The organism is Bacillus sp. P14.5 (assembly GCF_003316765.1).
Lineage (GTDB): Bacteria > Bacillota > Bacilli > Bacillales > Bacillaceae_B > Rossellomorea.
In genome coordinates, this window is the sequence record NZ_NIJF01000109.1 from 1 (window position 1) to 16,687 (window position 16,687).

13 protein-coding genes and 1 pseudogene are annotated in these 16,687 nt (G+C 43.5%); 4 read left to right on the forward strand and 10 right to left on the reverse strand.

All coding sequences use genetic code 11. The features are described 5' to 3' along the window. Positions 1-259: 259 nt before the first annotated feature. Entirely contained in the window at positions 260-1,135 is an 876-nt protein-coding gene (locus B9Z54_RS21770) for a nucleotidyltransferase-like protein (RefSeq protein WP_113930457.1), read from the reverse strand. A 153-nt stretch (positions 1,136-1,288) separates the two neighbouring features. Between B9Z54_RS21770 and B9Z54_RS21775 the strand changes: the two genes are divergently transcribed. Continuing rightward, positions 1,289-1,636: a YgzB family protein gene (locus tag B9Z54_RS21775; protein ID WP_113930458.1), complete on the forward strand. Its 348-nt coding sequence runs from the start codon at positions 1,289-1,291 to the stop codon at positions 1,634-1,636. Positions 1,637-1,719: 83 nt separating this feature from the next. Here the strand turns inward: B9Z54_RS21775 and perR are convergent, their stop codons facing one another. The 9 genes from perR to B9Z54_RS21820 all read right to left on the reverse strand — a co-directional run bounded on the left by perR (position 1,720) and on the right by B9Z54_RS21820 (position 8,509). Beyond that, positions 1,720-2,157, reverse strand: coding sequence for a peroxide-responsive transcriptional repressor PerR (gene perR / locus B9Z54_RS21780; RefSeq protein ID WP_162785325.1), 438 nt, complete (start codon positions 2,155-2,157; stop codon positions 1,720-1,722). 93 nt (positions 2,158-2,250) lie between these two features. Then, entirely contained in the window at positions 2,251-2,805 is a 555-nt protein-coding gene (locus tag B9Z54_RS21785; protein WP_113930460.1) for a cob(I)yrinic acid a,c-diamide adenosyltransferase, read from the reverse strand. Positions 2,806-2,808: 3 nt separating this feature from the next. Beyond that, the gene (locus tag B9Z54_RS21790) at positions 2,809-3,759 is read right to left on the reverse strand and encodes a D-2-hydroxyacid dehydrogenase (protein WP_113930461.1); all 951 of its coding nucleotides are present in this window, start codon (positions 3,757-3,759) and stop codon (positions 2,809-2,811) included. A 173-nt stretch (positions 3,760-3,932) separates the two neighbouring features. Further along, entirely contained in the window at positions 3,933-4,379 is a 447-nt protein-coding gene (locus tag B9Z54_RS21795; protein ID WP_113930462.1) for a hypothetical protein, read from the reverse strand. Positions 4,380-4,791: 412 nt separating this feature from the next. Beyond that, a complete protein-coding gene (gene bcp, locus B9Z54_RS21800; protein WP_113930463.1) occupies positions 4,792-5,262 on the reverse strand; it encodes a thioredoxin-dependent thiol peroxidase in 471 nt (156 codons plus the stop codon). 55 nt (positions 5,263-5,317) lie between these two features. After that, a complete protein-coding gene (locus B9Z54_RS21805) occupies positions 5,318-5,635 on the reverse strand; it encodes an ion channel (RefSeq protein ID WP_240190057.1) in 318 nt (105 codons plus the stop codon). Positions 5,636-5,879: 244 nt separating this feature from the next. Continuing rightward, the gene (locus tag B9Z54_RS21810) at positions 5,880-6,665 is read right to left on the reverse strand and encodes an ABC transporter permease (protein WP_113930464.1); all 786 of its coding nucleotides are present in this window, start codon (positions 6,663-6,665) and stop codon (positions 5,880-5,882) included. Between the two features lie 3 nt (positions 6,666-6,668). Then, positions 6,669-7,460 (reverse strand): ABC transporter permease, encoded by a 792-nt coding sequence (locus B9Z54_RS21815; protein ID WP_113930465.1) that lies wholly within the window; start codon positions 7,458-7,460, stop codon positions 6,669-6,671. An 11-nt stretch (positions 7,461-7,471) separates the two neighbouring features. Beyond that, the gene (locus B9Z54_RS21820) at positions 7,472-8,509 is read right to left on the reverse strand and encodes an ABC transporter ATP-binding protein (RefSeq protein ID WP_113930466.1); all 1,038 of its coding nucleotides are present in this window, start codon (positions 8,507-8,509) and stop codon (positions 7,472-7,474) included. Positions 8,510-8,686: 177 nt separating this feature from the next. On the opposite strand from B9Z54_RS21820, the gene B9Z54_RS21825 reads away from it, so the two are divergent. The 3 genes and pseudogenes from B9Z54_RS21825 (at position 8,687) to B9Z54_RS21840 (ending at position 16,340) form a co-directional block, all read left to right on the forward strand. Next, complete coding sequence (locus B9Z54_RS21825; protein ID WP_113930467.1) at positions 8,687-9,982, forward strand: glutamate-1-semialdehyde 2,1-aminomutase; 1,296 nt, start codon at positions 8,687-8,689, stop codon at positions 9,980-9,982. A gap of 176 nt (positions 9,983-10,158) precedes the next feature. Further along, positions 10,159-14,669, forward strand: a pseudogene (locus tag B9Z54_RS21835) (glutamate synthase-related protein). A gap of 585 nt (positions 14,670-15,254) precedes the next feature. Then, positions 15,255-16,340: an FUSC family protein gene (locus B9Z54_RS21840; protein WP_113930470.1), complete on the forward strand. Its 1,086-nt coding sequence runs from the start codon at positions 15,255-15,257 to the stop codon at positions 16,338-16,340. Positions 16,341-16,687: the final 347 nt, after the last annotated feature.

Sequence of the window (16,687 nt, forward strand, 5' to 3'; positions counted from 1 at the left end):
TGTTCTTACTAGATTAACGTTGACGTTTGTTTGTCTTGTTTTGTTCAGTTTTCAAGGTTCAATCATTTCGGCGCCCCGTTTGAAGCGACTTTATTATCTTAACATCTCTTTGTTATTGAGTCAATAACTTTTTTCAAAAAGTTTTAAGAGATGTTTTTGTGAAACTCAGTCGCCACTGACCGAAATCAGCATTTCGTTCAGCAGCGACGTTTATTACTATAACAAGGTTATAAAATGAAGTCAACAGATTTATGATATTTTAATATAATTTTTTAGGGACTCTGTAATATCTATGGAACAAGCCCTGCCCCTTTGTTTCCACTCTGACAGTTTCGAGAATGTTCTTTTCTGTCAAGTATTCTATCAGTACACTGAGATCTACTGAGTATGGCTGGATTTCTTCATGTTCTAAAAGCTCATTGAAGCTCCACTGTTCTTTTTCTTCCATAATACTGATCAGATGCTCCGATCCTACCTTCAGTCTGGAATGAATAAGGAATTCACTTGCAAGAAATAATAATTCAAGCCTTTTCTCCAGGTCTTCCCTGCTATTGATCAGTTCTTCATACAATTTAAAGATCTCCGGCTCGATCTGCTTAACCTGGTTCCATACGGTCACTTCCGGGTGAAAGCCATTTTCAATCACCGCCAGCCTTGCAAGGTGATGAAGAGAATGAACGACATGGTTATATGCGTCAAGGTGATGCTTGTTTTCAAAGAACGCTTTACCATCGAGGTACCTTCGAATAAGTTTGGAGAACTCCAAGCCTATTTTTATTTTTCTTCCATAGAACGGAAAATCCCTTAGCTCCATTTTTAAATTACTGATATATTCATTTCTGTCAAAAATGATCTTTCCATTAAACAGCCATTCTACGATCTTTCTGTTCGTTCCGAGAAGCATCCATTCTTTCAGTTTATCCTCACTTACAATATGAAGGGCTGCTTTTTGTTGTTCGTAGGAATAATGTTTTATAAAAACAGGCGTTTCGGATTCCTTCACTATAATAAGCAAAACAATATCAAAAGTATCCGTCAACGGGCTTGCTTTCTGCCTCTGATCGATCATCAGTACTCCTAAAGTATCGGGGTGGCTTGCTCTTTCTTGGTATATGGGTCTTAATATATCTTCCATCTTTTGATTCCTCCACTTACTTTCATTAGGATTACTATTTCGACGGGGAAATAAAAAATCCTGCCTCTTCCTCAGTCAAATTTCGACAAACTCATGTCTTCATCACTAAATCCCAAATAAATATGGTATAGTATTTTTTTAGGAGGGACAATAATGGCCAAAAAATATTCCAGTAAAATTAATAAAATCCGCACATTTGCTCTGAGTTTGATTTTTATCGGCTTCATCATTATGTATGGCGGAATTTTCTTTAGAGAACACCCTATTGTTATGACTATCTTCATGCTGCTTGGATTACTCGCCATAGCGGGAAGTACTGTTGTATACTTCTGGATCGGCATGTTATCCACAAAGGCAGTGCAGGTTGTATGCCCGAATTGCGGAAAGCCGACAAAAGTTCTTGGAAGGGTGGATATGTGTATGTATTGTAACGAGCCTCTGACTCTTGACAAAGGGCTTGAAGGAAAAGAATTCAACGAAGGCTACAATAAAAAAGGGTAACACTTCATCCACACTATACATCGGCTGCAAATGCAGTTAAACACTAAAAAAAGGAATCGCCGAAATTTCCGGCAATTCCTTTTTTAATGTTCTTTATTCTTACTGCAGTCATCGCACGTTCCGTATATCTCCATCCTGTGATTGCGAACTTTGAAACCAGTGACATGTGAAGCGAGATGCTCCACTTCATCCAGTCCCGGATAGTGAAAGTCGACGATCTTTCCGCACTCATCACAGATTACATGATAATGATCGGTTGTCACATAATCAAAGCGGCTGGATGCGTCTCCGTAGGTCAACTCTTTTACTAATCCCACTTCCCTGAATACTCTCAGGTTGTTATAGACTGTCGCTACACTCATATTCGGGAACTTACCTTCTAATGCTTTATAAATATCATCAGCAGTTGGGTGCGCCATAGAATGTATCAAGTATTCCAAAATCGCATGACGTTGGGGAGTAATACGGACTCCAGTTTCCTTCAGCGTGTCGATCGCTTCTTTTAATTGGACCTCTGACATCGCCATGCACCTCTATTCCATAAAGATTATTATTTTATAATGTTTATAATTAGTGTACTAACGATGGTAAGGTTTTGTCAATAAAACTCCTCTTTAATTACCTTGATGAAGATTTTGCTCCTTTTCACCAAGCTGATTGTTTATATATCTTGCCGCAACAAACAGAAAATCCGACAGGCGGTTTAAATACGACAAAACAAGCGGGTTAACTTCTTCATCTATACTGACTGATTCCCTCTCCGCTCTGCGGACTACTGTTCTGGCGGTATGTAATGCCGCTCCTGCAGGATGGCCGCCGGGAAGAATGAAGTTGGATAACGGAGTCAAAGCGGAGTCCCACTTATCAATCGTTGATTCCAGTTCCTTCACATCGTCTTCCGTCACCTTCCATTTCACTTCTTTCCCTGAAGGTGTAGCAAGCTCTGCGCCAACATGGAACAAGGTCGTTTGAATCTTATGAAAGACTGCTTCGAATTCCCCGCGTTCTTCAAAATATTCATTCTTGATATAGCTTAACCCCAGTCCAATCAAAGAATTCGCTTCATCGCAGGTCCCGTAGGCTTCCACTCTGCGGTCCGCCTTTGAAACCCGCTGACCGTATACAAGGGAGGTCGTCCCCTTATCACCAGTTTTAGTATAAATTTTCATAGCTCAGTACCCTCTCTCCACTTGAATTTTATTAATATAATCATTCTCATTATTAATATAGGTTGTCAGGTTCTTTTTGAAAATATCAAAAGAACGCGGAAGATATTGTTCTGTCCTGCTGGATAGATGCGGGGTGATGGTCACCTTCTCCATCTTCCAAAAAGGGTGATCCTTTTCCAGCGGCTCCCGTTCGAACACATCCAGGCATGCATGTGCAAGTTCGTTATTCTGCAGCGCATCAATAAGGACGGAACTTTCGAACAAGTCCCCTCTTCCTATATTTATGAATACAGAGGACTTCTTCATACATTGAAAATGCTCTTTTTTCAGTAAGTACCTTGTTTCTATTGTACTTGGAAGGACAGATATCACATAATCCGCTGTTCCGAGGATGCTTTTCAACTCTTTAAGCGGATGCATTTCATCGAAGTCAGCCTTTATGTTTCCACTAGTGTTTATACCCAAAACCTTCATTCTGAAAGCTTTACCCAGCCTTGCGATTTCGCTGCCAATAGCGCCGGCTCCTAAAATGAGCAAGGTTTTTCCGTACAACTCAGCGCTTGGGACTTCCCTCTTCCACAGTCCCTCGCTTACTTCTTCTTTTATCCGCTGAAATTGTTTGGCATGCTGGAGCATGGATCCCAGGGCGAATTCGGCCATCGGTACAGCATGGATGCCCTTCACATTGGTCACTAAAATGCCTTTTTCTTCAATAAGCTTCAAGGGCATTAATTCCAAGCCGGCTGACATGACCATTATCCAGCGAAGGTTCTCCGCCTGCCTGATATGATCGTCAGTCAGGTCTTCCCCGAAAGTGACAATCACTTCCGCTTCTCGTAAAGAATCCCAAGCTTGCTGTATTGAGTTACAGTACTCGAACTCGCAGTCAGGATATTCGGCTTCTATATCTTTTGTTAATTTCTCCGATGGATGGAACGTGTACAATACTTTCATAGCGGCACCTCTATTTCCAGCGCTTTGTATGTATATTTTATCATCTGGAGATTTATTTTCCTAATAAATGGTTCAGTTGCGGAATTCCTAATTTGCCGGGTTTAGCATGGTGAATTACTATTCTCTGGGTAATTAAAAAAGACCCAAAAAACTTGGATCTTCCAGGCTTATTTTTATTCCGTCTCTCCATCTTCCACAATAGTGTCGATCTGAAGTATCGGACTATCAGTTTCCACTCCATTTAATGCTTTATCTAATTCAAGTATTCCTTCCAGAAAGTCACCTATATGTTCGCTTTCTATATCTTCAATAGAAAATACCTGCTGAGCAAATTCTGATTCTATGATCGCTGTGTTTACTTCTCCGAATGCTTTGGCATCAAAAGGCAGGAATCCTTGAAATACACTGACAAGTTCATTCAAAGAAACCGGAGAATTCCCCGTTTCCTCTACAGCCTCCAGCTGCTCCTTCAATACCTGGTTTTGCATCTTTAATTCTTCTAATTCCGCCATCAATTTCAAGTTTTGTGTTTTTAGAAGTTCGTTCTCGTTTTTTAAAATGCTGGTTATTTCCGCTGAATCAGGGGCATGCTTTGGACTTCCTGCTGTATTCACTTTCACCTGAATGCACCTCCTGTTTTAACGATAGTGTATGCGGAACTGGGTTATTAGTGAACGATACACAATTTTTAAAAGAAGCTGTTTCATAAAATATGTTTTCTTTCGTTAAAATCCCAAGAACGATAATCATCTAAAAAACGAAGGTAATCAGTCTCTTTTCTGCCAGCTTGTTTCCTTTGAATGTTATTTCACTTTCCCTTTTACGTATGAGGAGTGGGGTGGAATTCGAATACACTTAAAACAGCCGCACTCTTTTCGACCAGAGGTAATTAAAAGTGTCCAAAAAAAAGAACGGCCGCGTTATCCAGCCGTCAAAGATCCGAGACTTATTTGAGGAGGTATGCCCTACTTTAATCTATGTAATATGAAGGAAAGTGAATGGACAAAAGCCTCCTCTTTCTAAAAATAGGCCTTATTGAAGATTTTTTTTAATATAATTCAGCGCTTCTTCTACATGGCCCTTCACTTTCACTTTTCTCCATTCTTTAGCAATATTGCCTTCCTTATCAATAATGAAGGTGGACCGCTCAATGCCCATATATTCTTTACCAAAGTTTTTCTTCAGCTTCCAGACGCCATAATCCTCTGCCGTTTCATGATTTTCATCCACCAGCAGCAGAAATGGCAGTCCGTGCTTTTCAACAAACTTCTCATGTTTGTTCTTCGGGTCCGGACTTACGCCGAGAATCACTGCATCAAGATCTGCGAATTGCTCATGCTGGTCCCTGAAATCACATGCCTCTGTTGTACAGCCGGGTGTCATATCTTTTGGATAAAAGTAAAGCACGACATTCTTTCCCCGGTAATCAGAGAGTTTCACAGTTTCACCATTACTTGCCTCAAGTTCAAATTGCGGGGCCATCTTCCCTGTTTCAACTGTCATTATTATGCCTCCTAATAGTTGATTACTTTTAGCTTACCCAAAATGAATGGAAGGCTCAACTGTTTGTCCTTCCAGGAGGCTTCCCCCTCTGATCATCCACAAAAAATGTTTTTATCACAAATGCTGCAGGAATTGTATACCCCAGCCATGATTCAACGAGCGCAATTCCTCTTCCTACCCCTATAGGTGTCACATCTCCATAACCTACTGAAAACAGGGTGACCCCGCTGAAGTATAAACAGGTGAACAAGTGATCAAGGAAATCTCCCTCGATGACTTCCCCTCCCTCTGTCAGCAGGTCGATTCCTTCCACTTCAAGAAGGACATAAACCAGCCCGAAACCCAGCATCAACACGAGATAAGAAATGCCCAACAAAAGAAAATTCTTAATGGAGAGGTGCTTTTCCCGCCATTTTGACGGAAAGAAAAGCGTTCTTAAACTCATCACCATACAAAATGCAATAGCAGTTACCAATATATAAACCATCATTCATCAATCCTTTTGGATAGTGAGTTTTAGTAGCCTGTCTTACATTTTACGTACAGACCTCCCGAATAATGTTGAACAAACAAAAAAACACCTTCTATAAATAGAAGATGTTCGTCAGAATCCCTATCTAGTTCCCTGCTCCACGATACCTTTTCACCCCTTCATTCCAAAGAAAGATGGAAAGCGCGAAGAATGCTGTGCCGATCAGCGGAGTCAGGTAGGAAAAGACATACCACTCTTCCCTGCCGAGAAAATAGGCGGCCGGATACACACCGACGAATGCAAAAGGAAGGATCCAAGTCAGGACAAACCGGATAACATTATTGTATATGTCCACAGGGTATCTGCCGTAATTTCCGATATTGTACATCATTGGCATTATGGAGGTTTTCGCGTCCGACCAGAAGCCGATACTGGCAAGGCATATAAAAATCCCTGCGTATACAAGTGCTCCTCCTGCCACAAACAATACGAACAGGATCGGGTCCATCCATTCTATCGTGAGACCAAGGTTTTCCCCTGCATAGACCATGATGACAATCCCTGTTATGACGCCGAACAAAGATTCAAGCTCCATCCTCTCCAGGATGACCTGGAAGAGACTATGAATCGGTCGGGTCAGAATTCGGTCCATTTCCCCTTTTACAATATACCTCTCATTAAAATCCCAGATATTGAAGAAGGTTGAGAAAAGGGCATACGGAACAAGGAAGAACCCATAGATGAAGATGATTTCGTCCCGGGTCCATCCACTTAAGAACTGGGTATGACCGAAAACAACCAGGATAAAGACTAGATTGACAGCTTGGAAGAGCAAATCAGAAAGTATTTCAACAACAAGATCTGTTCGGTACTGCAATCTTGTTTTCATATATTGGGAAACATACCGGAAGAACATTGATAGATAAAACACTTCTCACCCTCCTTGAATTGTCATTTGTTTTTTGGCGATCTGCCACAGTGCCCAGATCGGAACCATCAGCACGAGTACCCAGACAGCCTGCATACCGAGAGCTTCATATACTTCGAAGCCAGCATAACCTTCTGTGAAAATCATGCTCGGAACATAACTGATGCTTTGAAAAGGCAAAAACTTCATGGTTTCCTGCGCCCAAATAGGAAAGAAACTGATCGGCAGCAGGAGGCCTGAAAACAGATCGATAACAACCCGTTTAGCGCGGATCAATCCATCATTGTTAAATAAGAAAAATGTAGTAATTCCAGTCAGCAAGTTGATTTGGGTATTAATCATGAAGCTGAAAATGATGGAGACGGCAAAGATCAGCCAAGTGGAGACATTAGCTGAAACTTCAATAGGAAAGACAAGGGCTACGATCACCATACCGGGAACGGAGAAAAACAGCAGCCTGAATATTCCCTCTCCCAGTCCCTGCATAGTTTTCATTCCGAGGTAACTGTAAGGCCTGATCAATTCAACAGCCACTTTTCCCTCTTTTATTTCGGCGGCTATCTCTCTATCGATATTATTGAAATAAAAGGCCCTTGCCATCCAGGCAACCGCTATATAGGTAGTCATTTGAATGACAGACAACCCTTCGATATCCTCTTTCCCTCCATAGATGGCCTGCCACAAGAAATAATAAGCGCCGATATTGATACTGTAAATCAGGATGCCGCTGTAATAATTCGTACGGTAAGCAAGCATCATCAAAAAGCGGATGCGGATCATCTCAATATATTTTGACATTGCTGATCCCCCTAAGCCTTCACTGTTTCTCGTTGTGGTTTAATATCGACAACACCCTGTTCATAAATGTTGCGGATGATCTCTTCTGTTGTCGTCTCCTTGATCTTCATGTCCCTGACTTTATAGGCGGAAACAACGAGGCCGATCAATTCGGATATTTTATTATCATCCACATCGATAAGCGCTGAGAAACTCATATCTTTTTCATCGAGCTGCCATTGAGCCCCCAACTCAGCAGTGAGTGAGTTCAATCCCTCTATTGCAGGCTGGTCAATGAATTGGAAAACAATTTCTTTTTGTTCTCCCCACTCTGTTTTCAGATTCTGAAGCGCTCCATCATAGATGATCTGTCCCTCATCAAGCATGACAACCCGTTCGCAAAGTGCCTCTATATCAGAGAGGTCATGTGTCGTGAGGAGAATAGTAGTGTTATATTTCTCATTGATTTCCTTTAAGAACTGCCTGATTTTCAATTTTACGAGCACGTCCAATCCGATTGTCGGCTCATCCAGAAATAAGAGCTTCGGATTGTGCACAAGAGCTGCAGCAAGTTCGCATCTCATCCGCTGTCCTAAGGAAAGTTTTCTGACAGGCTTGTCCAGCAGAGGTGCTATTTCCAGCGTTTCGATGACATGATCCATATGTTCCTTGTACTGTTGATCAGGAACCTTGTAGACCTTTTTCAATAGCTGAAAGGATTCCTGGACCGCGATATCCCACCACAGTTGGGATCTCTGGCCGAACACCACCCCTATGCTGCTGACAAACTTCTCCCTCTCCTTATGAGGGTTCATGCCATTGACCGTCACCGTACCCGACGTCGGTGTCAGAATCCCTGTAAGCATTTTGATGCTGGTCGATTTACCGGCGCCATTTTCACCGATATACCCGACCATTTCTCCTTGCTTCACTGTAAAACTTATATCATTAACTGCCGAAACGACTTTATAATTGCGGGTAAATAAATCCCGGAAAGCACCCTTTAATCCAGAACGGCTGGAGTAGGCTTTAAAATCTTTTCGGAGATTGTGGACTTCTATTGCATTCATTTCTGTTCCTCCTTCCAGTTAAACCATGAAATAGTGTAACACAGTACACACGGATTCAGAGCCGGAGATGCTTAATCTCCACTATCTTCCTAGACGTTCAATGATTCCATCATTTGCGCAATGGGTGGCATCATACTAAAATGAGTGAGAGATTCAGAAAAACAAAGGAGGAATACTATGAATTTCAGTAATTCTGAACGTTTACATAAAAAAGCTTTAGAAAGCATAGTGGGCGGCGTGAACAGCCCTTCACGTTCATACAAAGCAGTCGGCGGCGGTTCCCCTGTTGCCATGGAACGTGCCAAAGGAGCCTACTTCTGGGATGTGGACGGCAATAAGTATATTGATTACCTTGCTGCATACGGACCTATCATCACAGGCCATGCACATCCTCACATTACAGAAGCCATTACAAAAGCAGCTGAGAACGGTATTTTATACGGAACACCTACACCGTTTGAAGTGAAATATGCAGAAATGCTTAGAGAAGCAATGCCGAACTTGGATAAAGTCAGGTTCGTCAATTCAGGAACAGAAGCAGTCATGACGACCATCAGGGTTGCGCGGGCATACACCGGCAGAGACAAAATCATCAAATTCGCCGGCTGTTACCATGGCCATTCAGACCTGGTCCTTGTGGCAGCAGGTTCTGGTCCCTCGACTTTGGGCACACCAGACTCTGCAGGGGTTCCGAAAAGCATCGCCAATGAGGTCATCACCGTTCCCTTCAATGACATTGAACCATTTAAAGAAGCGATGGAAAAATGGGGAGACCAAATAGCAGGAGTCCTTGTGGAACCGATTGTCGGCAACTTTGGCATCGTTGAACCAAAAGAAGGGTTCCTTCAGCAGGTTAATGATATCTCACATGATGCAGGTGCACTTGTCATTTATGATGAGGTAATCACAGCATTCCGCTTCATGTATGGAGGAGCTCAGGATATGCTTGGCATCAAACCTGACCTGACAGCAATGGGTAAAATCATAGGCGGCGGCCTTCCAATCGGCGCTTATGGCGGAAAAGCTGAAATCATGGAAAAAGTCGCACCTCTTGGCCCGGCCTATCAGGCAGGAACAATGGCCGGAAATCCAGCTTCCATCCTTTCAGGAATCGCATGCCTTGAAGTTCTGAAAGAGGAAGGGGTATATGAGGAACTCGACCGCTTGGGCGCCCTACTTGAAGAAGGCATATTAAAGGCTGCCAAAAAGCATGAGGCACCGATTTCAATCAATCGATTGAAAGGCGCTCTTACCTTATACTTCACAACCGAAAAGGTGGAAAATTACGATCAGGCTGAGGCAACAGACGGAGAAATGTTCTCCAAATTCTTTAACCTCATGCTTCGCCAGGGCATCAACCTTGCACCTTCAAAATATGAGGCTTGGTTCATTACTACTGCCCACACCGAAAAAGATATCGAGGAGACCATCGAAGCAGTAGACTATGCATTCCAGCAATTACAAGACGCATAAACATTCACACATATACAAGGGGGACTTCCTCCTTGTTTTTTATTATCTTATAATGAAAGCGTTTACAGAGACTTCTCCTTTTAACCTACCTCTTTTACCATCCATCATTTTGAATAAAAAATTGAATTCTGAAAATTCTTATGCTATCATTGAATTAGTATTCAGAATATTTTGTTATGTATTCTGTATTATTAACGGAGGTGCTTTTATTGAACGAACAACGACAAAATTGGAGCCCGGAGCTCTTTAGAGACTTTCACAATGGTGCTCATGATGCTTGCGGAATTGTTGCTTCCATTGAAAAAATAAATTGCCCACCAGGGAAAATATCGAACGCTGTATCGACGCTTTGGTCACGATGGATCACCGGGCAGGCTTCATAAATGGCGAAGGAGACGGAGCTGGTATACATATAGACATTCCGAGAGCCGTCTGGTCCGAAAAGCTTGAAGCCGCTTCTATCGATCCCTCTTTAGCACTATCACCCCGATTCATTATCGGCCACTTTTTTATCAAAGGAATTCCAGTAAACCAAGGAAAACAGGAAATTGTCGCCAAACTTGAAAAACAAGGATATCAGGTTGTGTTGACCACTATCGACTCAACCTGTCCGGACGCTTTGGGCCCGATTGCCGCTCAAGAAAACCCGCATTTTTTACAAACGGCGCTTCTCGCTCCGGAAAATCTTAAAACAGGTGAAATCTATCAAAGCCTATTTGAGCTGCAGAATTCTATAGAAGAAAACAGCGCTGTCCATGCAGCTTCCTTAAGCCCTGATCATGTTGTCTACAAAGTCATGGGAGCCGGTGCTTCACTGCAGGAATACTATAAAGACCTGACACATCCGAAAATCGCTTCTACTATGACACTTGGGCATAACCGTTATTCAACTAACACCCTCTCAAACTTTTTCAGGGTGCAGCCATTCAGCGTTATCGGCCATAACGGAGAAATCAATACAATCAGCAAACTTAGAGCTGAAGCGAAGAAAATTGATGTACCCCTTGTGGAGAACGGAAGTGATTCACAAGATCTTAACAGAACAATCGAAACCCTCATTGGAAGAGACGGCTACTCCCTTTTTGAAGCCATGGAGTTAGTGTTTCCTCCCATTATTAATGAAATCAAGCAATACCCCGATCATCTCCAGGACCTATACGCTTATTTAAGAGAGACATGGGGACATTTTGCCCAGGGTCCTGCCGGTATCGTTTCACGGTTTGGGGAAGAAGCTGTCTTCAGTGTGGATTCATTGGGACTGCGCCCGTTATGGATGCTGGAAGTTGAAAGCGCCTATGTTTTCGCATCTGAGCCGGGAATCATCAATTCTTCAGAATTCACGGCAGACCCCAAGCCACTCTCGCCAGGTGAAAAAATTGGTTTCGCCTGGGATAATGACCGTATCAAAAAATATGAATATACCGATTTCCAAAGTGAGATCCACAGCCGTTTTGAGAACCGAATCGCCTTTAAGGGATACAAGAGCAGGCTTGAAACACTGAATCTGCCAAAAAACATCATGATGAGTTATCCGACCAGCATTGAAAACGGACAGTATAATGCTTTCGGCTGGGAACGCGAACAAGTTCAGCTTTTGGAGCAGATGGCAGAAAAAGGCGCGGAGCCGATCCGGTCGCTCGGTCATGACTCCCCCCTTGCTGCCATCAACCCTAACCGAAAGAACGTGACGGACTTTATAAAAGAAAGTGTAGCAGTTGTTACCAATCCGGCAATCGACAGAGACCGTGAAACGGAGCATTTCTCCACCAGGACGATCATCGGGAAACGACCGCATTACAATAGAAGGACAGAGGAATCCCTTGCTGTTGAATTGCTGACCCCCCTTCTCATTGAGGGAAAAGCCGGCTGGCAGGCTTCAGAGGGTTTGCAGCAGCCAAGCTATGATGGATTGGTTGATTTATTTCAAACAAACAATCTAGGTCATTTCATCTCTATTACATTCTCGGAGGAAGAAACAATTCCCCAAGCATTAGAAAGATTGGCTGATGAAGCTGCCGAGGCTGTTTCATCCGGCAAAACCCTGCTTGTATTGGATGATGGAGATTCGCACCATGATGGGAAGCTGTGGCTCGATCCCCACCTTGCTTTGTCTGCGATCGACCAGCGCCTGACAGACGATTCTTTAAGAAGAGACTGCTCCCTGCTTCTTCGCTCGGCAGCAATCCGTTCTCTTCATGACGTCATAGTCGCCTACGGTTTCGGGGCGGATGCAATCAGCCCTTACTATATGTTCCTGACTGTACTCGAGGAAGAATCCAACGAGCCGGTATTGAATTTATACACTTCTTTACAAAAAGGATTGGAAAAAGTCATTTCCACTATCGGCATCCATGAACTTAGAGGTTACGGAAGGCTTTTCTCTTCCATAGGCTTGAGCGAAGAGGTTGCCAGGACACTGGATATCGTCAACTTCTTCGGTGCTGAAGGCCTTGCGTTCAATTTCGAGGAAATGAAAAAGGACTCTGTCCAAAGAGCAGCAGATTACTTTGATGAAAAACAAAGGATTTCCAAGAGCTTTCATCTGTTCCCCCGTATCTGGAAAGCGATTGGAGATGTAGCCAGAACCGGTGATTATACAGGTTACAGAGAAAAAATCACTGAGCAGGAAGAGACAAAGCCTGTAACAATAAGGCATCTGACTTCTCTCAAAAAGTCCGAAAACCCGATTTCTCCTGAGAAAGTGGATATAAGTGTAGGCAGTCACAGCCTTCCTTTCGCCATCGCTTCCATGTCATTCGGTTCCCAGAACGAAATAGCGTTCAGGGCATATGCAGAAGCGGCGGACCGCCTTAATATGGTCAGTTTGAATGGAGAAGGCGGAGAGATCAAGGATATGATAGGCAAATATCCCAAAACACGCGGACAGCAAATCGCTTCCGGCCGCTTCGGTGTCAACGCCGAGCTTCTGAACTCTTCCAATCTGCTCGAAATCAAGATTGGCCAAGGAGCCAAACCGGGTGAAGGAGGACACCTTCCAGGTTCAAAAGTAACGGCAAAAATCGCCCAGGCCCGTAATGCGACAATCGGTTCTGATTTGATCTCGCCTTCCAACAACCATGATATTTATTCAATAGAAGATTTGGCTCAAATGATTCATGAACTGAAAACGGCCAATGACCAGGCAAAAGTCGCTGTAAAAGTACCAGTTGTTCCGAATATCGGCACCATCGCTGTCGGTATTGCCAAAGCAGGCGCTGATATCGTTACATTAAGCGGCTTTGACGGCGGAACCGGTGCGGCAAGGATTCACGCGCTCCAGCATGTCGGGCTTCCAGTAGAAATCGGGGTAAAAGCAGCCCACAACGCTTTACTTGAAGCCGGTTTGAGAGACACTGTCGAAATCTGGGCTGACGGCGGAATCAAGAGCATGCAGGACGTAATGAAAGTGATGCTTCTAGGCGCCAACAGAATCGGATTCGGCACCCTGTCAATGATTGCAATTGGCTGTACGACATGCCGCGGCTGTCATCTTGATACTTGCCATGTCGGCATCGCCACGCAGATTGAATCGGAAGCCCAAGCTAAAGACCATGGTTTGCGCCGGTTCGTGCCAAGGCAGCTTGATTTGGCTGTATCTGGACTTACCAACCTGTTCACTGCGTTTGGAGAAGAACTGAAATCCCTTGCGGCTTCCATCGGTATCCAGAATCTTCAAGAAGCAGTCGGCCGTTCTGACCTGTTGGAGCAGGTCAGAGGAAATGAATCCATGAATCTTTCAACTCTGCTTCAGCCGCTCGAAATCGGACAGCTTCATAAAGAAGCAGCAGCTTCTCTTGAACAGCCAAGATTGCTGCAGGCTGTATCCGGTGAATACCTCGACAGCAGCGTCGAAGAGCTTCACCTTTCAAGAGAATTCTCAGGTGTCATTTCAAACCAGCGGGTATTGGGCAGCCGTGCTTCCGGACACCGTGTACGTTCCAAACTTCAGAATGCCAATTCGGAATTAAAGCCTGTCCAGCTGTCTTATAAAGATTGCTCTATACCAGGAAACGGGCTTGGTGCTTATAATGTTGAAGGCATCAATATCACCGTCAGCGGAGGAGCCCAGGATGGACTTGGTAAATCCAGCTACGGCGGAAGCATAATCGTCACGAAAGGCAGAACCAAAAATGACCTGTTCTTCAACGGTTCTGCTGGAAAAGGCTTCGGCTATGGAGCTCAAGAAGGTTTACTGATGGTTCAGGGCAATGCGGATGCACGCGCAGGTATCAGGCTGTCAGGAGCAGATATGGTCATCGGAGGCCAGGTAACAAAGCCTATACCAGCTCAAGAACATGGAAACCTTGGGGCAAATGCAAACATTAAAGGATTCGCCTTTGAGTATATGACAAATGGACGCGGTCTTGTACTCGGAGATCCGGGACCATGGATTTGTGCAGGAATGACAGGCGGAGTCGTCTACCTTCGCCATCAGCCTGAGATGGGGCTGACAAAAGAAGCTTTGACAAGAAGGATTGCGAAGGGTGCCAAAGTTCAGCTTCAATCGTTGAATGAGCAGGGAGTAGCAGATGTCACTGAACTTCTCTCTAAATACGTTAAGACACTGGAGACCGAACAGCCACAAGAAGCGGAAAGCTTAAGGAAACTCCTGGCATCACCAGGTGAACACTTCCTTCAAGTCATCCCTTCTAAAGAACAAGCCGATCCATCTGTATCTACAGAGTAAGCATAATAGTCTGTGGGGAATTTGATAGAAAGCGTGGTACATTAAAAGTGGAAAACTTTAAAATCATGTACCTCGCTGGAGGAGCGCGGTACATCAAATCAGAAAAACTCTAAGTTCATGTACCTCGCTGGCCGTGCGCGGTACATCAAACGAGAAAAAGACCTAAGAAGATATCCATCGCTGATGCTTCACCAGCACCCCTTATACAATTAGTTGAAATTTATAAAAAGGCTGTGCAGGATGGTTTACCAACCTGCACAGCCTTTTTACTTATTCTTCGTTTAGAAAATACACAAATCCCTATTCCCTTTTTTCATCCTTATCAGTACAATAGGGTCTATGTTATTAAAAGAGTAAGCATCCTTAACGCCGTAAAGAGTGTTTCCTTCCGGCGGCTGAACACTGTAAAAGAAAAACACCTAAATACAAACAAGTATTTATTGCGCCGCTATTTAGAAAAACTGTTTAGCATCTTCTTATTGTGTTAAATCTACTATATAGTCATCTATATACAAACTACCTTTATTTTATAAGGTTGCTGCAGTGTTACTCACAAAAATATACACACTGGAAAGGATATAAAAAATGAAGCTAGGTGCCCGTATTTTCAAAACCGGGATTGCAATTGTACTCGCTTTGCTGGTGGCGGATATGTTTAACTTCCCCAACCCTGTCTTTGCTGGGATTGCGGCAGTGTTTGCTATTCAGCCGACCATTTACCGGTCATACCTCACCATTATTGAACAAATACAAGCGAACTTAATCGGTGCTGCTCTTGCAGTTTTGCTTGTACTCTTATTTGGCCACAATATCCTCGTCGTAGGACTGGCTGCCATTATTGCAATCATAATTATTTTAAAACTGAAACTTGAGAACACAATCGGACTTGCGCTTGTCACCCTGATTGCTATCATGGAAGCACCGCAGGAGGACTTCATACAATTCTCGCTGATTCGATTTTCGACTATCATGACAGGGGTATTCGCCTCCTTTGTTGTCAACTTGATATTCATTCCGCCAAAGTATGAAACGAAGCTTTACCATAAGATTGAAGATATTACAGAAGAGATTTTAAAATGGATCCGCTTGAGCAACAGGCATTCTTCCGACTTCCATCTGCTGAAGAAAGACTTTGAAAAAATCAGGGAACGATTGACCAAAAGCGAACAGCTTTATCTTTTATATAAGGAAGAAAGAAACTACTTTAAATCAAGTGATATCGCGAAAAGCCGGAAGCTGGTCATTTACAGGCAAATGATTTCCGCTTCCAGAAGAAGTTTTGAAATCCTTAAACGCCTGAACCGTTATGAAAATGAACTCAATCATCTTCCAGAGAAGCTTAGAGGCTCGATAACAGAACAGCTTGACTGCCTGTTGACCTACCATGAACAGCAGCTCCTCCGTTTTATAGGGAAAATGCACACAATCCAGGATAATGAGCACACGAATACTGTCTGCTTAAACAGACGGGAAATGATGAACCTGTTTATGGACGAGATTAACAAGTCATATAACGAAAGTGACATTAACACGTTCCACATCCTGCATATCTTCTCTGCCATCTTTGAATATGATGAACAACTGGAACACCTTGATACGCTTATCACAAGCTTCCAGTCTTATCATAAGGAAGAGAATGAAGTGACTGTCAGGGAGACTGAGGAGTATTGATAGCATACTTGTGAGTATTCAATACAAAGACAGAGGGCTTGGATATTGTTAATCCAAGCTCTCTGTTTTTATACGCTGTTTTCGCAAATGTTGGGGCTGTTTTAAATGAAATGGATTTCCACTCCAGGCGTACGACTCCGCGGGGCTGGCGTTGAGCTCCTCGGCTTCATAAAAAGCGGAAGCGGCCGTTCAGCGACGTACAGATTTTAGGGCTCTCGTATGAGATAAAGGAAACACAACGAACGAAGTGAGTTGATGTTGACTTATCGCAAGGAGAGAGACCGAAATCTGCTAGTCGCTGGACGCTGGAGCTGGATTCGCCTGCGGGGTCTCACCTGTCCCGCTAG